Origin of the sequence: Amycolatopsis sp. cg13, from assembly GCF_041346965.1 — a bacterium.
Taxonomy (GTDB): Bacteria; Actinomycetota; Actinomycetes; order Mycobacteriales; family Pseudonocardiaceae; genus Amycolatopsis.
The window spans coordinates 3995980-4009864 of the sequence record NZ_CP166848.1; the positions used below are offsets into that span (position 1 = coordinate 3995980).

At 67.5% G+C, this 13885-nt stretch carries 16 protein-coding genes; 8 read left to right on the forward strand and 8 right to left on the reverse strand.

Features of this window, described 5'->3' with window-relative positions; translation table 11 throughout:
• Nucleotides 1-101: 101 nt before the first annotated feature.
• Together AB5I40_RS18190 and AB5I40_RS18195 are read right to left on the reverse strand one after the other, a co-directional pair.
• Complete coding sequence (locus tag AB5I40_RS18190; RefSeq protein ID WP_370939694.1) at nucleotides 102-446, reverse strand: nuclear transport factor 2 family protein; 345 nt, start codon at nucleotides 444-446, stop codon at nucleotides 102-104.
• 65 nt (nucleotides 447-511) lie between these two features.
• On the reverse strand, nucleotides 512-1267 hold the full coding sequence (locus AB5I40_RS18195) for an acyltransferase (protein ID WP_370939695.1): 756 nt from the start codon (nucleotides 1265-1267) through the stop codon (nucleotides 512-514).
• Nucleotides 1268-1319: 52 nt separating this feature from the next.
• On the opposite strand from AB5I40_RS18195, the gene AB5I40_RS18200 reads away from it, so the two are divergent.
• Nucleotides 1320-2267: a nucleoside hydrolase gene (locus AB5I40_RS18200; RefSeq protein ID WP_370939696.1), complete on the forward strand. Its 948-nt coding sequence runs from the start codon at nucleotides 1320-1322 to the stop codon at nucleotides 2265-2267.
• A 764-nt stretch (nucleotides 2268-3031) separates the two neighbouring features.
• Nucleotides 3032-4120, forward strand: a complete 1089-nt coding sequence (locus AB5I40_RS18205; RefSeq protein WP_370940548.1) for a C40 family peptidase — start codon at nucleotides 3032-3034, stop codon at nucleotides 4118-4120.
• Nucleotides 4121-4358: 238 nt separating this feature from the next.
• Here AB5I40_RS18205 and AB5I40_RS18210 read toward each other — a convergent pair whose 3' ends face one another.
• Nucleotides 4359-5702, reverse strand: a complete 1344-nt coding sequence (locus tag AB5I40_RS18210; protein WP_370939697.1) for an SDR family NAD(P)-dependent oxidoreductase — start codon at nucleotides 5700-5702, stop codon at nucleotides 4359-4361.
• A gap of 43 nt (nucleotides 5703-5745) precedes the next feature.
• Here AB5I40_RS18210 and AB5I40_RS18215 point away from each other — a divergent pair, with 43 nt between their 5' ends.
• A complete protein-coding gene (locus AB5I40_RS18215) occupies nucleotides 5746-6270 on the forward strand; it encodes a TetR/AcrR family transcriptional regulator (protein WP_370939698.1) in 525 nt (174 codons plus the stop codon).
• Here the strand turns inward: AB5I40_RS18215 and AB5I40_RS18220 are convergent.
• Nucleotides 6255-6875 (reverse strand): TetR/AcrR family transcriptional regulator, encoded by a 621-nt coding sequence (locus AB5I40_RS18220; protein WP_370939699.1) that lies wholly within the window; start codon nucleotides 6873-6875, stop codon nucleotides 6255-6257. The genes AB5I40_RS18215 and AB5I40_RS18220 overlap by 16 nt on opposite strands.
• A gap of 87 nt (nucleotides 6876-6962) precedes the next feature.
• Between AB5I40_RS18220 and AB5I40_RS18225 the strand changes: the two genes are divergently transcribed.
• From AB5I40_RS18225 to AB5I40_RS18235, 3 genes are all read left to right on the forward strand, one after another.
• Nucleotides 6963-7706 carry an SDR family oxidoreductase gene (locus AB5I40_RS18225; protein WP_370939701.1) on the forward strand — a complete coding sequence of 248 codons (744 nt, stop codon included), beginning with the start codon at nucleotides 6963-6965 and terminating at the stop codon, nucleotides 7704-7706.
• Nucleotides 7707-7796: 90 nt separating this feature from the next.
• Nucleotides 7797-8426 carry a TetR/AcrR family transcriptional regulator gene (locus AB5I40_RS18230; RefSeq protein ID WP_370939703.1) on the forward strand — a complete coding sequence of 210 codons (630 nt, stop codon included), beginning with the start codon at nucleotides 7797-7799 and terminating at the stop codon, nucleotides 8424-8426.
• Nucleotide 8427: 1 nt separating this feature from the next.
• A complete protein-coding gene (locus AB5I40_RS18235; protein ID WP_370939704.1) occupies nucleotides 8428-9333 on the forward strand; it encodes a carboxymuconolactone decarboxylase family protein in 906 nt (301 codons plus the stop codon).
• Here the strand turns inward: AB5I40_RS18235 and AB5I40_RS18240 are convergent.
• A complete protein-coding gene (locus AB5I40_RS18240) occupies nucleotides 9317-9727 on the reverse strand; it encodes a hypothetical protein (protein WP_370939705.1) in 411 nt (136 codons plus the stop codon). The two genes, AB5I40_RS18235 and AB5I40_RS18240, sit on opposite strands and share 17 nt — an antisense overlap.
• 100 nt (nucleotides 9728-9827) lie before the next feature.
• On the opposite strand from AB5I40_RS18240, the gene AB5I40_RS18245 reads away from it, so the two are divergent.
• Nucleotides 9828-10691: a 3-hydroxyacyl-CoA dehydrogenase family protein gene (locus tag AB5I40_RS18245; protein ID WP_370939706.1), complete on the forward strand. Its 864-nt coding sequence runs from the start codon at nucleotides 9828-9830 to the stop codon at nucleotides 10689-10691.
• Nucleotides 10692-10724: 33 nt separating this feature from the next.
• Here the strand turns inward: AB5I40_RS18245 and AB5I40_RS18250 are convergent, their stop codons facing one another.
• From AB5I40_RS18250 to AB5I40_RS18260, 3 genes are read right to left on the reverse strand one after another with little or no spacing between them, the layout of a single operon-like run.
• Nucleotides 10725-11219: an SRPBCC family protein gene (locus AB5I40_RS18250; RefSeq protein ID WP_370939707.1), complete on the reverse strand. Its 495-nt coding sequence runs from the start codon at nucleotides 11217-11219 to the stop codon at nucleotides 10725-10727.
• On the reverse strand, nucleotides 11173-11559 hold the full coding sequence (locus AB5I40_RS18255) for an ArsR/SmtB family transcription factor (protein ID WP_370939709.1): 387 nt from the start codon (nucleotides 11557-11559) through the stop codon (nucleotides 11173-11175). The genes AB5I40_RS18250 and AB5I40_RS18255 overlap by 47 nt, the downstream gene beginning before the upstream one ends.
• 31 nt (nucleotides 11560-11590) lie before the next feature.
• Nucleotides 11591-12181 carry a helix-turn-helix domain-containing protein gene (locus AB5I40_RS18260; RefSeq protein WP_370939711.1) on the reverse strand — a complete coding sequence of 197 codons (591 nt, stop codon included), beginning with the start codon at nucleotides 12179-12181 and terminating at the stop codon, nucleotides 11591-11593.
• An 89-nt stretch (nucleotides 12182-12270) separates the two neighbouring features.
• Here AB5I40_RS18260 and AB5I40_RS18265 point away from each other — a divergent pair, with 89 nt between their 5' ends.
• A complete protein-coding gene (locus AB5I40_RS18265) occupies nucleotides 12271-13854 on the forward strand; it encodes an FAD-dependent oxidoreductase (protein ID WP_370939712.1) in 1584 nt (527 codons plus the stop codon).
• Nucleotides 13855-13885: the final 31 nt, after the last annotated feature.

Below are 13885 nucleotides of genomic sequence, written 5' to 3' on the forward strand. Positions count from 1 at the left end.
GGATCGAGACGGCTCGATGCCTGACATCGACCGGCGTATCGAGCCTCTGAGACCCGCGTTTCCGCAGGCCAGAGTGATTCGCCAAAAAACGGCAACGCCGGTCAGCCGAGTTCAGCGCTGCCCTCGCGGTAGATCTTCGCCGACTTGATGCGGTCTCCGGACAGCCGATAAAAGCCGGCGATCGCGAAGACGCGGTCCTCGCCGTTGTGGGTGAGTCGCTCAGTCAATTGGGCAGCGATCTGATCACCGTCCGCGAGAACGTTCTCGACCGTCAACGTCGGCAGGAGTTGTTCCATCGCACCGCTGAACAGTTCGGTGAGTTCCGCGCGTCCTCGCACGACACTGCTGCCGGTGATCCAGACGGCGTCGTCGGTGAAGCCGTCGAGGAGACCTCGAAGGTCGCGGTCATTGAAGGCGGCGACGTGCCGGCGCAGGGCTTCGCTCATAAGGCGCAGGTATCGACGCTGTCAGGCTATTTTCGCGGCTGAACCGGACTGACGGCCGCGCTACGTCAGCTGTCGCCGAGCGTCTTCTGCAATGCCTTGTTCGCCTTGCGCGCCATGTCGGCGATTGCCTCGCGGCGGGCTGCATCCGCGGCGTAGTCGTCCTCGCGATTGCGGACCACCCGTGCCGGTGAACCGACCGCGATCGAGTAGTCCGGGATGTCACCGCGCACGACCGCGTGCGCGCCGAGGACGCTGCCGCGGCCGATGCGCGTGCCCTTGAGGACGCTGACCTTCGTGCCGAGCCACGTGTCCGGACCGATCCGGACCGGCGACTTGACGATGCCCTGGTCCTTGATCGGCACGTGGATGTCCGCGGTCACGTGGTCGAAGTCGCAGATGTACACCCAGTCGGCGACGAGCGTCGCGGCGCCGAGCTCGATGTCGAGGTAGCAGTTGATCACGTTCTGCCGCCCGAACACCGACTTGTCGCCGATGCGAAGGGACCCCTCGTGACAGCGGATGGCGTTGCCGTCGCCGATGTGCACCCAGCGGCCGATCTCCATCCGGCCGTACCCGGGGCGGCAGTGGATCTCGACGTTCTTGCCGAGGAACAGCATGCCGCGCAGGATGATGTGCGGGTTCGCGACGCGGAATTTGAGCAGCCGGTAGTAGCGCACGAGGTACCACGGCGTGTACGCGCGATTGCGCAGCACCCAGCGCAGCGAGTCGGCCGTCAGGAACTTCGCCTGGTGCGGGTCCCGCCGGGCCCGCCGCCAGGCGCGCACGCGCGACAACGCGGGCGCACCCCACATCGACGTCATGCCCTTGACCGTAACCTGTGGACGACGGCCAGCCGCACGCAAGGGGAGCACGATGGGGACCAAGCTGATCATCGACACCGACCCCGGCGTCGATGATGCTTTCGCGATCGCGTTGGCCGCGAGGTCGGCGGACGTCGACCTGCTGGGCGTGACGACAGTCTTCGGCAACGTGCCGCTGACCACGACAACCTCGAACGCGCGACGGCTGCTGCAGCTGTGCGACCGCCCGGACGTGCCAGTAGCCGCGGGTGCCTCGCGGCCGCTCCTCTACCGCGAGTTGCACCGGGCGAGCACCGTCCACGGTTCCGACGGGCTTTCCGGGCACGCCGCTTCGCTGCCCGACGCCACCCGCCCGCTCGAGGATTCCGACGCGGTCAGCCTGATGGTCTCGCTGCTCGAAGCCTCGGACGAACCGGTGACCATCGCGCCGATCGGGCCGCTCACGAACATCGCCGCCCTGCTCGCGGCCCACCCCGGGGTGCGTTCGAAAATCGCGCGGATCGTCCTGATGGGCGGCGCGCTCGCCCTTGGCAACTCGACCGCGGTCTCCGAATTCAACATCTGGGCCGACCCGGACGCGGCGCGTCGCGTGCTCGCCGAGGACGACGTCCCGTGCGTGATGGTCCCCCTCGATCTCACTCACCGATGCGCGGTCGACAGCGCGTGGCTGGCGAAACTCGCCGCATCCGGACCGGTCGGGCAGGCGCTGGACTCGTTCACGCCGGACTACCTCGCGCACTACCGCAAGGTGCTCGGTTACGAAGGCATCGTCATGCACGACGCGGTGGCCGTCGCCGAGGCGATCCGGCCGGGCATCCTGCGCACGGAGACTTACCCGGTCGACATCGACTCCGGCCTCGGCCCGACCCGCGGCATGACGATCGTCGACCGGCGGGCGGTCCCGACCGCGGCGACCGGGCGGCCGGTCGAGGTGGCTGTGGATACAGAGTTGGATGCGCTGCGCGAGTTCGTGTTGTCGAGACTCGCCGGGGGCCGGTGATGGAGGGGGCCGGGAGATCGCCGCTGGATGGCGAATCGCAGGTCACGCCTGGTGCGGTCACGGGTCGAGGTGGTGGCGAGCCTGGGGACGCGGGCTCGTTGCCGGTGAGTGGCGAATCGGCCGGGTCGGCGGCGGGCGGGGCGTCGTCGGCGGGCGGTGAATCGGTCGGTGCCGGGGGTTCGTTCGTGGGCGGGGCGTCGCCGGTCGACGGCGAGAATCGTGGGTCGACCAGGGTGTCGCCGCTGAGTGGCGAAACTTCTGGGGCTGATGAGTCGTCGCTGGGTGGTGATGCGTCTGAGTTGATCAGTGCTTCGCCGCTGGGTGGAGACGACCCCGGGCCAGATGCTGTTTCGCCGCCTAACGGCGACGCGATTGGATCGATCTCTGATTCGCCGCTGAACGGCGAAATGGCTGAGCGGGGTGCTGCCTCGCCGTCGGGCGGCGACGTATCTCAGCCGACCAGTGCTTCGCCGCTGAGTGGCGACGCAGCCGACTTGACCAGCGCCTCGCCGTTGAGTGGCGACGCAGCCGACTTGACCAGCGCCTCGCCGTTGAGTGGCAGCACGGCCGACTTGACCAGCGCTTCGCCGCTGAGCGGCCACGTGCCCGAGCCGGGCAGCGAGTCGTCGCCGAATGGCGAAGTACCCGAGCTGACCAGTGCGTCGCCGTTTAGTGGCGACGGATCCCAGGCGTCGGGCGGCGGAGGGGTCGCGGGCTCTGCGAAGCAGGGTTTTCTCGCGCGGAACCGGCGGGCTGTTGTCGCGCTGGCGGCGGTTGTGGTGGTCGTTGCGGCGTTGGCCGTCGCTGTGCAGGTTTTGCCGGGCGGGGCCAGTGACGCGAATTCCGGGAACGTCGCGGCGACATCGTCGGTGGCTCCGGTTACCTCGAAGACCGTTCCGGCTCCCCCTGCGCCGTCGTCCGTGGTGCCGGTTCAGCCTGGAGTGCCGCGGGCTGGGGAGTTCGGGGCGTGGGCGTCTCGAACCAGTCAGTGGCTCGACATTCCGTTGCGGGCGATGAACGGGTACGCGCAGGCGACTGTCACGCTCAGCAAGGAACAGCCAGATTGTCACCTGTCCTGGATCACTCTCGCCGCGATCGGGAAGATCACCAGCGACCATGGGCGGGCACAGGGTAATCAAGTCAAGGAGAACGGGACTCTCGCGAAACCGCTTGGCACGGTTGAGGTTCTCGACTTCTATCACCGAACCGTTTCGACGCCGGGGGCGGCTGGGCCGTTGCAGCTGTCTCCCGCGGTGTGGAGCAAGTGGCAGCGGAGTGCGTCTGGCGGGAAGCCTGACATTCAGAACATCGACGATTCGGCGCTGACGGCTGGACGTGCGCTCTGCGCGAATGGCCGCGATCTGGCGACGGACTGGTGGAACGGGGTCGCCACGCTGGAGCCGGCACCGGTGGTCCTGCATCGGACGCTTGCGACGACCAATGTCTACGGCACGGTCGGACAGAGCGAGCAGCCGCCCAATCCGGCGGTGCTCACGGCGGTCGACTTCGCGATTGACCAGATTGGACTGCCGTACGTTTGGGGTGGCAACGGGACCCGCGACGCTGACCCTGGTTTTGACTGTTCCGGCCTTACGACCGCGGCCTATGCGAGCGCTGACGTCAAGCTGATGCGGACGGCGGACACGCAGTTTCGCAGCGTTGCCCATGTGAGCGAACCCCAATTGGGCGATTTGATCTTCTACGGTGCGCCGACGACGAAGATCCATCATGTGGGGCTCTACATCGGGAACCAGCAGATGATCGACGCGCCGCAGACTGGGCAGGCGGTGCAGGTTCATCCGTATCGGAAGCCGGGCGACGACTACGCGGGCGCGGGGCGGCCGACGGCCTGACCATTAGGGCGGCCGACGCGACCGGAGTTTCGGACGGCCTGACGGGGTGGCATGGAAACGCCAGCGATGAAGCTGGCTCCTGCACAACAACCCTGCGCCCCAGTAAGTCCGACCGGTGTCGAGGACAGCCTTGGATGCAGAGTTCGCCGCTCGCAAGGACAATTAGAGATCCGCGACCTCGATTTTCTTGTCTACGGCGGAAATCAGCGATGCGAGGCGAACAGCTTGGGGCATCCGGTCAGTGTTGGCGGACCAGGTCCAGGGACACCTCCCACAGTCTCCGCGCGGTCGTCTCGTCGCAGGCCCAACGTTTGACGGCGTGACTGTTGTCCGCCAAGTCGGCGTCGTCGGGGACTGTCTCGGCTTCGTTGCCATCGTCCAGGTAATGACCACCGTTATGGGCGAATTGTGGGGCGGTCGCGGCGACGAGTGTGGTGGCTGCGCCTTGTTCGACGGTCTTGTAGGCGAAGACTCCAGCGGCTTCCAGACGGTCTAGGTGGTCCTTCATGTCTTGGGTGAAATCTCGTTGCAGGCCAGTGGAAACTCCGCCTGGGTTGACTGCGTTGGCGACGATTCCGTCGGCTGCCCATCGGCGGGTCGCTTCCACCGTGAACAGCGAGTTGGCCGTTTTCGACTGTCCGTAAGCCAGTTGGGGGTCATAGGCTCTCCGGGTAAAGTGGATGTCATCGAAGACAACAGATGAGTACATGTGCGCGCCGGAGGTCAGTGCGACGATCCGGGCCGATCCTCGGTCGTTCGCGCCGGCGGTCAGGGCGTCGCGCAGACCCAGTGCCAGTGCGAAGTGGCCTAGGTGATTGGTCGCGAACTGCAGTTCCCAGCCCTGCGGGGTGCGGCCCAGCGTTGGGCGCATGACGCCGGCGTTGTTGATCAGCAGGTGCAGCGGGCCGTCCCAGGTGACGGCGAAGTGGGCGACGGTGGCGAGGTCGGCCAGTTCCAGGTGCACGGCACGGACGGCGTGGTTTCCGGTGGACGTCGCGATGGCGTCGGCGACCTTTTTGCCCGCAGAAAGGTTGCGCACGGCCAAGGTGACGTCGGCGCCGGCTGAGGCGAGTGCGCGGGCTGTTTCGCGGCCTAGGCCAGATGTGGCACCGGTGACGACGGCGCGGATGCCGGCGAGGTCCAGGCCTGCGACGACGTCCGCGGCGGTGCTGGTGGCGTCGAAGGCCGTGCGGATGAGGTCTGTGGCGACGTCGGTGGGGGCGCTGATGGCATCGACGGCCTTGTGGATCAGGTGTGCGGCGACGTCGGTGACGGCGGTGGCATTGACGGCCGAGTGGATGGGGTCTGCGCCGACATCGGCGGTGCCGGTGGCATCGACGGCCGCGTGAACCAGGTCTGCGCCGATATCGGCGGCAGCGCTGGTGGCACTGCAGGCACTGTCGATCAGGCCTGCGGCGATATCGGTGGCGGCGCTGGCAGGGACGGCCGCGTGGGTCTTGTCTGCGACGACGTCGGCGGTGGCACCGGTGGCGTTGCAGGCCGCGCGGGTCTGGTCTGCGGCGACGTGGGCGGGGGTGCTCGTGGCGTCTAAGGCGGTGTGGAGGCGGGAGGGTTGAGGCACCCTTCGAACTATACGGATTAGGTGAAACTTGTATAGTGTGTCCATGGGCAGCGATCGGCGTACGCACGTGCTGGACTCGGCGTTGGAGGTTTTCGCGCGGTACGGCTATCGCAAGGCGTCCATGGACGACGTCGCGAAGGCTGCGGACATCTCGCGTCCTGGACTGTATTTCTACTTCTCGTCCAAGCCGGAGTTGTTTCGCGCGACTGTGCGGCATTCGCTTGACGGCAGTATCTCCGCGGCGCGGAACGCTCTCGCCGATTCGCGGCGACCGCTGCGGGAGCGGCTGGTTGAGGCGTTTGATCATTGGGCCGGGCGCTACGTCGGGGCGATGGCTGCGGAGATCGGCGTCCTGATCGACTCGAATCCTGACTTGCTCGGTGACATGCCAGCTGAATATCCGAAGCAGTTTCGAGTGCTTGTTATCGAGGCGATCGGTGGGCGCTCCGCTGCTGACGTGGCTGAGACGTTGATCAGCACGGCGGTCGGCATCAAGTACGACGCGGAGACTCGCGACGAGTTTCGGGAGCGGATGACTGTCGCGGTTGATCTTTACTGTGGGCGCTGAAGTTCCGGCCAGTTGGACAGGGCCGCGTCAGCGACTTCCTGCAGCTCTTCTCGGCTCGCACCGCTGGCTGCTTCTACGGCGATGCCGAACGCGACCGTCATGATGTAGCGGGCTAGGCGGGCCGGGTCGGCGGTCGAGGGCAGGTCGTGTTCGGCTACCGCGCGCTGGAAGCGTTTCTCTAGGGCTCGACGGGCGGCATTGCGCCATTCGACTAGCAATTCGCGTGCGGGGAGGCCTAGTTCGCCTGCTGCCAGCGAGCCCTGGACGCCTAGGCATCCGGGTGGGCAATCAGGAGCGGTCGTTGCTTCGACGGCGCCGTTGAGGATTGCGGCGGCTACCTTGGCGGCGGTCGGTTCTGCCCAGGCTCGCGGGCCGTAGGAGGCGGGGCCTTCGTCGTAGAGGGCTAGAGCCTTGCGGAACAACTGTTCTTTGTTGCCGAAAGCGGCGTACATGCTGGTTTTCGTGATGCCCATGGCCCCGGTCAGGTCGGCCAGACTGGCTCCTTCGTAGCCCTGTTCCCAGAACACCAGCATGGCGCGTCGCAGCGCCTCGTTGGCGTCGAAGCCGCGTGGGCGGCCGATGGGTGCCTTGTCCTGACTGGTCACCGCGTCAGTGTAGCCCTTCGGTACCGATCGGTCCGGAAGTGCTACGGTTCGGTACCGATCGGTACCGAAATAGCGGGAGGTCAGCACATGGGGCAGCTTGAGGGCAAGACGGCGGTCGTCACCGGTGGCAGCAGCGGGATCGGGTTGGCCGCGGCCGAGAGGTTCGCGGAGGAGGGGGCGCATGTCTTCATCACCGGGCGGAACCGGGACGCGCTGGACGCGGCGGTGAAGACCATCGGGACGGCGACTGCGGTGCCGGGGGACATCGCGGACCTCGCCGACCTGGATCGGCTTTACGAGGCGGTTCGCGCTCGGGGCAAGGGGCTCGACGTCGTGTTCGCCAACGCGGCGGCGGGGTCGTTCGTGAGCTTGGCGGAGACGACCCCGGAGCACTTCGATCAGGTCTTCGGCGCCAACGTTCGCGGCACGCTTTTTACCGTGCAGAAAGCGTTGCCACTGCTTAACAAAGGTGCGTCCGTCATCCTGAATTCGTCGGTCCGGGCTGATGACGGCCTTGAAGCGTTCGGGACGTATTCGGCGTCCAAGGCCGCGCTTCGCTCCTACGCCCGGACTTGGGCCAACGAGCTGAAGGGGCGCGGCGTCAGGGTCAATGTGGTTTCGCCCGGGACCATCGACACACCGGTGCTCGAGAAGGCGGTCGGCGCGGACAAGGTCGATGCGGCACGGGCGAGTTTCGCGGCTCGAGTTCCGCTCGGGCGGATGGGGGCACCGCGCGAGGTTGCTGACGCTGTGTTGTTCCTTGCCTCCGAGCAGAGCAGCTTCATTCTCGGCGCGAACATTTACGTCGACGGTGGCGAGAAGCAGTTCTGACCTGCACAGACGCGGAGACAACGGGGCACGTCCTGGCGCAAGGGCTATACGTGGGTATAGCCTACTGTTCATGCGTATAGCGACGGCGTCATGACCGACCCCGAGGACCTCACCGCGCGCGCTCGGATTCGCGACGCGGCGATGCGGCACTTCGGGGAGCACGGGTTCGAGCGCGCCACGATCCGGGGTATCGCCGTGGAAGCGGGCGTGTCGTTGGGGTTGGTGCGGCATCACTTCGGGTCCAAGCAGGAGCTCCGCGAGGCGTGTGACGCGCACTTGGCGAAGCTTCTCCGCCAGCTCAACGACCAGGTTCCGGCCGACCTGACCAACTCCAGCGGCACCGCGAATCCCGTTGCGGCGGCGCGAATCGCGGTCGGGCCGTACCGGGATTACCTCGTCCGGGCGCTGGTCGAAGGCGGGGCCGCGCCGTTGTTCGACGCGATGGTCGAAGCCGGTGCCGAACGGCTCGTCGCGGCTGATCGGCGACGGCCGGATCCGCCGACGGTCGAACCCAAGGTGCGCGCTGCGATCGGCGCGGCGATGGCGTTGTCGATCACCGTGCTGCACCAGCATATTTCCCGCGCGGCCGGCGTCGACATCCTCAGCCCGGCGGGCGACAACCTCCTCGCCCGCGCGCTGATCGACATCCACTCGCATCCCCAGCTCAGCCTCGACGAAGCGCAGGCGGCGCTCGATCGCCTGCCCGTGGAAGGAAACTGACATGCCGCACGCGACGATTCCCCGTATCCCGCCGCTCGAATTCGACGAGATGGATCCTGAGCAGCAGAAGCTGGCGAAACTCGGGGCGGACACCGTAATTCAGGTCCTTGCCCGTGCGCCGGAGGTGATGGAGGCGTCCGGGAAATTGGGCGCTTTCCTGTTGAGTCAAGGGAAACTGCATCCGCGGATCCGCGAGCTGGCGATCCTCCGCGTCGCGCTCCGGTGCGACGCGCCGTACGAATGGGCCAATCACGCGCCCGCGGCGCTCGGCGGTGGTGCGACCGAAGCGGAGATCACGGCGCTCGCCGACCCGGACGCCAGCTGGTCGCCCGAGGACGGCGCAGTGCTGCGGGCCGTCGATGAGCTGTGCGCGAATGTCTTTGTGTCCGACGAAACCTGGGCGGCTCTCGCGGCGACCCGGGATCATGCCGAGATCATCGAGATCCTGTTTCTTGTCGGCTATTACCGGATGATGGCGGGGTTTCTGAATTCTGCGGGCGTTCCGGTGAAGCCTGGACAACCCGCGCTCGGCGAAGCTCCGGTTCCGGTGGTGCGGCCGGGGCAGGTTTCCCGGACCGCCAGTGGGAAAACTGGCCCGGACGGTGCCTGGAAGGTCACGTTCGTCCACCCGGCCGGAAGCAAGGACCTCCTTCTCGACCTCGCGACCGACGGCGGAGCGGTGTCCGGTTCCATTTTCGACTCTCAGCTGAAGGTCACGGTCCCCATCGTGTCCGGAACGGTCGACGGCCCGGAAATCGCTTTCACCGCGCTGGTGACTGATCCGGCGCGCTTCGAGGTGAGCGTGACCGGCACGGTCGACGGGGACGTGTTCACCGGCTCAGTCACGATTTCCGGCGGCGGCACCTTCCCGCTGTCCGGAGTCCGGGAGGTCAGTCCCAGTAATTGAACAAAGCCTCGCCGACCGTCGCCGGTTTCCAGTACGCGAGGTCGGACCGGGTGAGGTGCGGCCAGTCTTCGGCCTTGAAGGAACGTTCGAGGTCGGCTGGCGTGAGCACCTGGAACTGCTCCGTTTCCGCCAGCACGGCGGCCAGTTCCGGCTCGTCGACGAACTCCAGCGGGCCCCATTCCCGGGCCGGAGCGAACTCGAGCGAGCGAGGCCGGGCGAGCGTGAGCACCGGCGCGTCGTTGGCGGCGACGACCGAGAGCGTGCGGTCGGGATACTCGATGACGGCTTGCCAGAAGTTCGGCGTGCCGTCCGGGACGCGGAATTCGACGAGGGTTCCGCCGGTGCGGCGGGCGAAGCCGTAACAGAGACGGCGAACCTCGCGAACGTCGACCACCGCCGCATTCTACGCAGCCGGTCCCCCACCAGTGGCCGCGGAATTGCGGCGGGCGAGGACGGGTGGTCTTCTTGGCTCAAGATCGAAAGGTGAGCCCGCCATGCCGTACGCGTACACATTCGACCAGATCCGCGACCGGCCGGTCACCGTGTTCGGTGCCGGGACGCTGGGCAGGCGCATCGCGCTGATGTTCGCCTCGCGCGGTGGAACCGTGCGGATCAGCGACCCAAGCGCCGACCAGGTCGCGGCGGCCGCGGAGTACGTGGCGGAGGCGTTGCCCGTCCTGCTCGAAAAGCGCGGCAGCGGCGAGGTCGGCCAGGTGGAGGACGCCGCGTCGATCGAGGACGCCCTGCGCGACGCGTGGCTCGTCGTCGAGGCGGTGCCGGAGCGGCTGGACATCAAAATCCCGCTGTGGGGCCAAATCGACGAAGCCGCGCCCGCCGACACCATTTTCGCCACGAACTCGTCGTCGTACCCGTCGCGGATGATGGCCGAGAAGGTGCGCGACAAATCGCGGCTGTGCAACATCCACTTCTACATGCCGCCGACGGCGAACGCGGTCGACCTCATGTCCGACGGCGAAACCGGCCGGACTGTGCTCGACACGCTGCTCGGGGTGTTGCCGGAATTCGGCATTCATCCGTTCGAGGCGCGCAAGGAAAGCGTCGGGTTCATTTTCAACCGTGTGTGGGCGGCGATCAAACGGGAATCGCTGGCGGTCGTCGCGGAGGGCGTCGCCCGGCCCGAGGACGTGGACGGGATGTTCAAAATCAACTGGCATCTGCCGTACGGGCCGTTCCAGATGATGGACCAGGTCGGCCTGGACGTGGTGCTGGACATCGAAAACCATTACGCGGACGAGGATCCGCACCTCCCGGCCGGACCCCGGGACCTGCTGCGCACGTATGTCGACGCGGGGAAGCTCGGGATCAAGACCGGCGAGGGGTTCTACTCCTACGGCTGAATCACGCAGTCCAGGGCGCCCTGGAAAGCCGGTTCACCGCAGCGAAACCGCGACCTCTTCCAGCGCGTCCATCGACTCCTGCATTCCGACTTCCATGCCGGATTCCAGAATGGTGTCGCGCAGTTCCTTGGTGTGCGTTTCGGTCAGCATCGTCACTGTGGTGCGGTCTCCCGATTCGGCGAAGGTCACCGTGACGACGGGGGCCTCCACGTCGTATGCTCCCGGCGTTTCGTAGACCTCGGTGTGGACCAGCCGTTCCTCGGGGACTATCTCCCGGTATTCGCCGTGGAAGGCGACCTCGAAGTTGCCGTTCGCGAGCAGCACGTAGCGCCATTGGCCGCCGACTCGCAGGTCGATGTCCACGGACGTCACAGTGCCTCGTTTGCCCGCCCACCAGCGTTTCACCAGGTCCGGCGTGGTCCAGGCACGGTAGACGTGCTGCCGCGGAGCGGCGAAATCCCGGGTGATCAGGATCTGGTCGTCAGCGGGCAGCGTCACCTTCGCCGTGCCGGTCGTCGTGTCGGTCATGGTCGTCCTCCTCGATCGAGCCCATTTCTTCCAGCACGGCGTCCAGCGACTCGAACCGTTCCTCCCAGGAACGTTCGTAGCGGCGCACCCAGTCGTGGATCGGCTTGAGAGCGCGGGCGTTCAGCCGGTAAAGCCGTTGCCTGCCCTCGTCTCGCGCCTCGACCGCGCCGACCTCGCGCAGTACCCGCAGATGCTTCGACACCTGCGGCTGCTCCAGGCCCAGCACGCGGACGAGGTCGTTCACCGGACGTTCGCCGTCGGCGAGGACGTCCAGGATTTCCCGGCGCCGTGGTTCGGCGACGGCGTTGAAGACGTCCGCGGTGGTCGCTGCCCGTGCCATGCGGACAATCATATGCCGATATGGGTATGCGTCAAGAGGCAGGCCGCGCACGGACGTGGAAGCGCTCCCCTTGCGGACCGAAAAGGGCCAGGACCTCGCAGGGCTCGGTGCCCGCGTTGCCGAACCAGTGCGGAACGTGCGTGTCGAACTCCGCGACCTCGCCCGGCCGAAGGACGACGTCGTGCTCGCCGAGCATCAGGCGCAACCGTCCGGACAGGACGTACATCCACTCGTACCCCTCGTGGACCCGCTGGTCCGGAGGCTCAGCCGAGGGCTCCGGCGGCAAGATCATCTTGTAGGCGCGCAGGCCGCCCGGACGCCGGGTGAGCGGCAGGTAGGTGCGGCCGTGCCGGACGAACGGTTTCGGGTGCAGGCGCGGATCGCCGGTCGGGGGCGCGCCGACCAGTTCGTCGAGCGGAACCTGGTAGGCGCGGGCCAGGGCGAGCAGCAGCTCCAGGGTCGGTTTGCGCTGGCCGGCTTCGAGCCGCGACAGCGTGCTCACCGAGATCCCGGTCGTCTCCGCGAGGCCGGTCAGGGTCGCGTTGCGCTGCTTGCGCAGGGCGCGCAGCCTCGGGCCGACCGCGTGCAGGACCTCGCCGAGGTCCTGGTCGTCTTCGCTCATGCCGTTCAATTTGCCACTTCGGCAAAGAACTTTGTCAAGTCGGCGCGTTCTCCGGATAGTCCGGGGCAAGGGGACTACAGGAGGATCCAGTGGACGAGAAGTACGACGTGGTGGTGGTCGGCGGCGGTGCGGCCGGGCTCAGCGGCGCGGTGGCGCTCGCGCGGTCGCGGCGGTCGGTGCTGGTCGTGGATTCCGGCGAGCCGCGCAACGCGCCGGCCGGGCACGTGCACAACTACCTCGGCCGCGAAAGCACGCCGCCCGCCGAGTTGCTTTCGCTCGGCCGCGCGGAACTGGCCGGGTACGGCGGCGAACTGGTCGCGCAGACGGTGACGTCGATTGCCAACGGGGACAAGGGGTTCGAGATCTCGCTGGCCGACGGACGCCGCACGCACGCGCGGCGGGCGCTGGTCGCGACCGGTCTCGTCGACGAGCTTCCTGCGGTCGCCGGGCTGGCGAAGCGGTGGGGCCGGGACGTGCTGCACTGCCCGTACTGCCACGGCTGGGAGGTGCGCGACCGGGCGATCGGCGTGCTGTCGACCGGTCCGATGACCGTGCACCAGGCGTTGATGTGGCGGCAGCTGACCGACGACGTCGTCGTTTTCCGGCACACGCACGGGGATTTCGAGGAGGCGCCGCTGCTGGCGCGCGGGATCCGGATCGTGGACGGGGTGGTCGCCGCGATCGAGACCGAGGACGACCAGCTGACCGGAGTGCGGCTCGAATCGGGCGAGGTCGTCGCGCGTGAGGCGCTGGCCGTCGCGGCGCCGGCGAGGACGCGCGCGGACTTTCTCGCGCCGCTCGGGATCGAGCCGGAACCGGTGGAGTTCAACGGTTTCGTGATCGGCACGAAGGTTCCCGCGGACGCGACGGGCCGGACGTCCGTGCCTGGTTTGTGGGTGGCGGGGAACGTCACGGACATGCGGGCGCAGGTCGTGGTTTCGGCCGCGGCGGGGTTGATGGCCGGGGCGGCGATCAACGGCGATCTGGTCGAGGAAGAGGCCGCGGAAGCCGTGCGGCAGCGGGAAATGCCGTTCTCGCACGAGATGGAGCGGGAGGTCGCGCGGGCCAACGAGCATCCGCCGTTCGACCGCGGTTCCTGGGAGGAGCGGTATCGCTCGCGGGACGAGATGTGGAGCGGACGGCCGAACGACCAGCTCGTGACCGAGGCTTCCGGCCTGGAACCGGGCCACGCGCTGGATGCGGGCTGCGGCGAGGGCGGCGACGCGATCTGGCTCGCGCAGCAGGGCTGGCGCGTGACGGCAGTCGACTTCTCCACGACGGCCATCGAACGCGGGCGCGCGCAGGCGGCGAAACTCGGCGTGGGCGAGCGGATCACGTGGGTCGCCGCGGACTTGGGCGAGTGGGTGCCGGAGTCGAAGTTCGACCTGGTGACGACGCATTTCCTGCACGTGCCGTCGGCGGCGAGGACGGTGGCGTTCGCGCGGCTCGCGGACGCGGTGGCGCCAGGCGGGACGTTGCTGGTGGTGGGGCATGACCCCGCCGACCTGCACGCCGGGCGGCCGCACATGCCGGACATGATGTTCACGGCTGAGGAAGTGGCCGAGACGTTGGACCAGTCTTGGGCTTCGGTGACCGCGGAGGTTCGGGAGCGGGCGGCGGTCGGATCCGAGACGGTGGTCCGGGACACGGTGCTGGTGGCTCGGAAGAGGTGACCGGCGTGGCGGCTCCGGTCCGGTCAGTCAG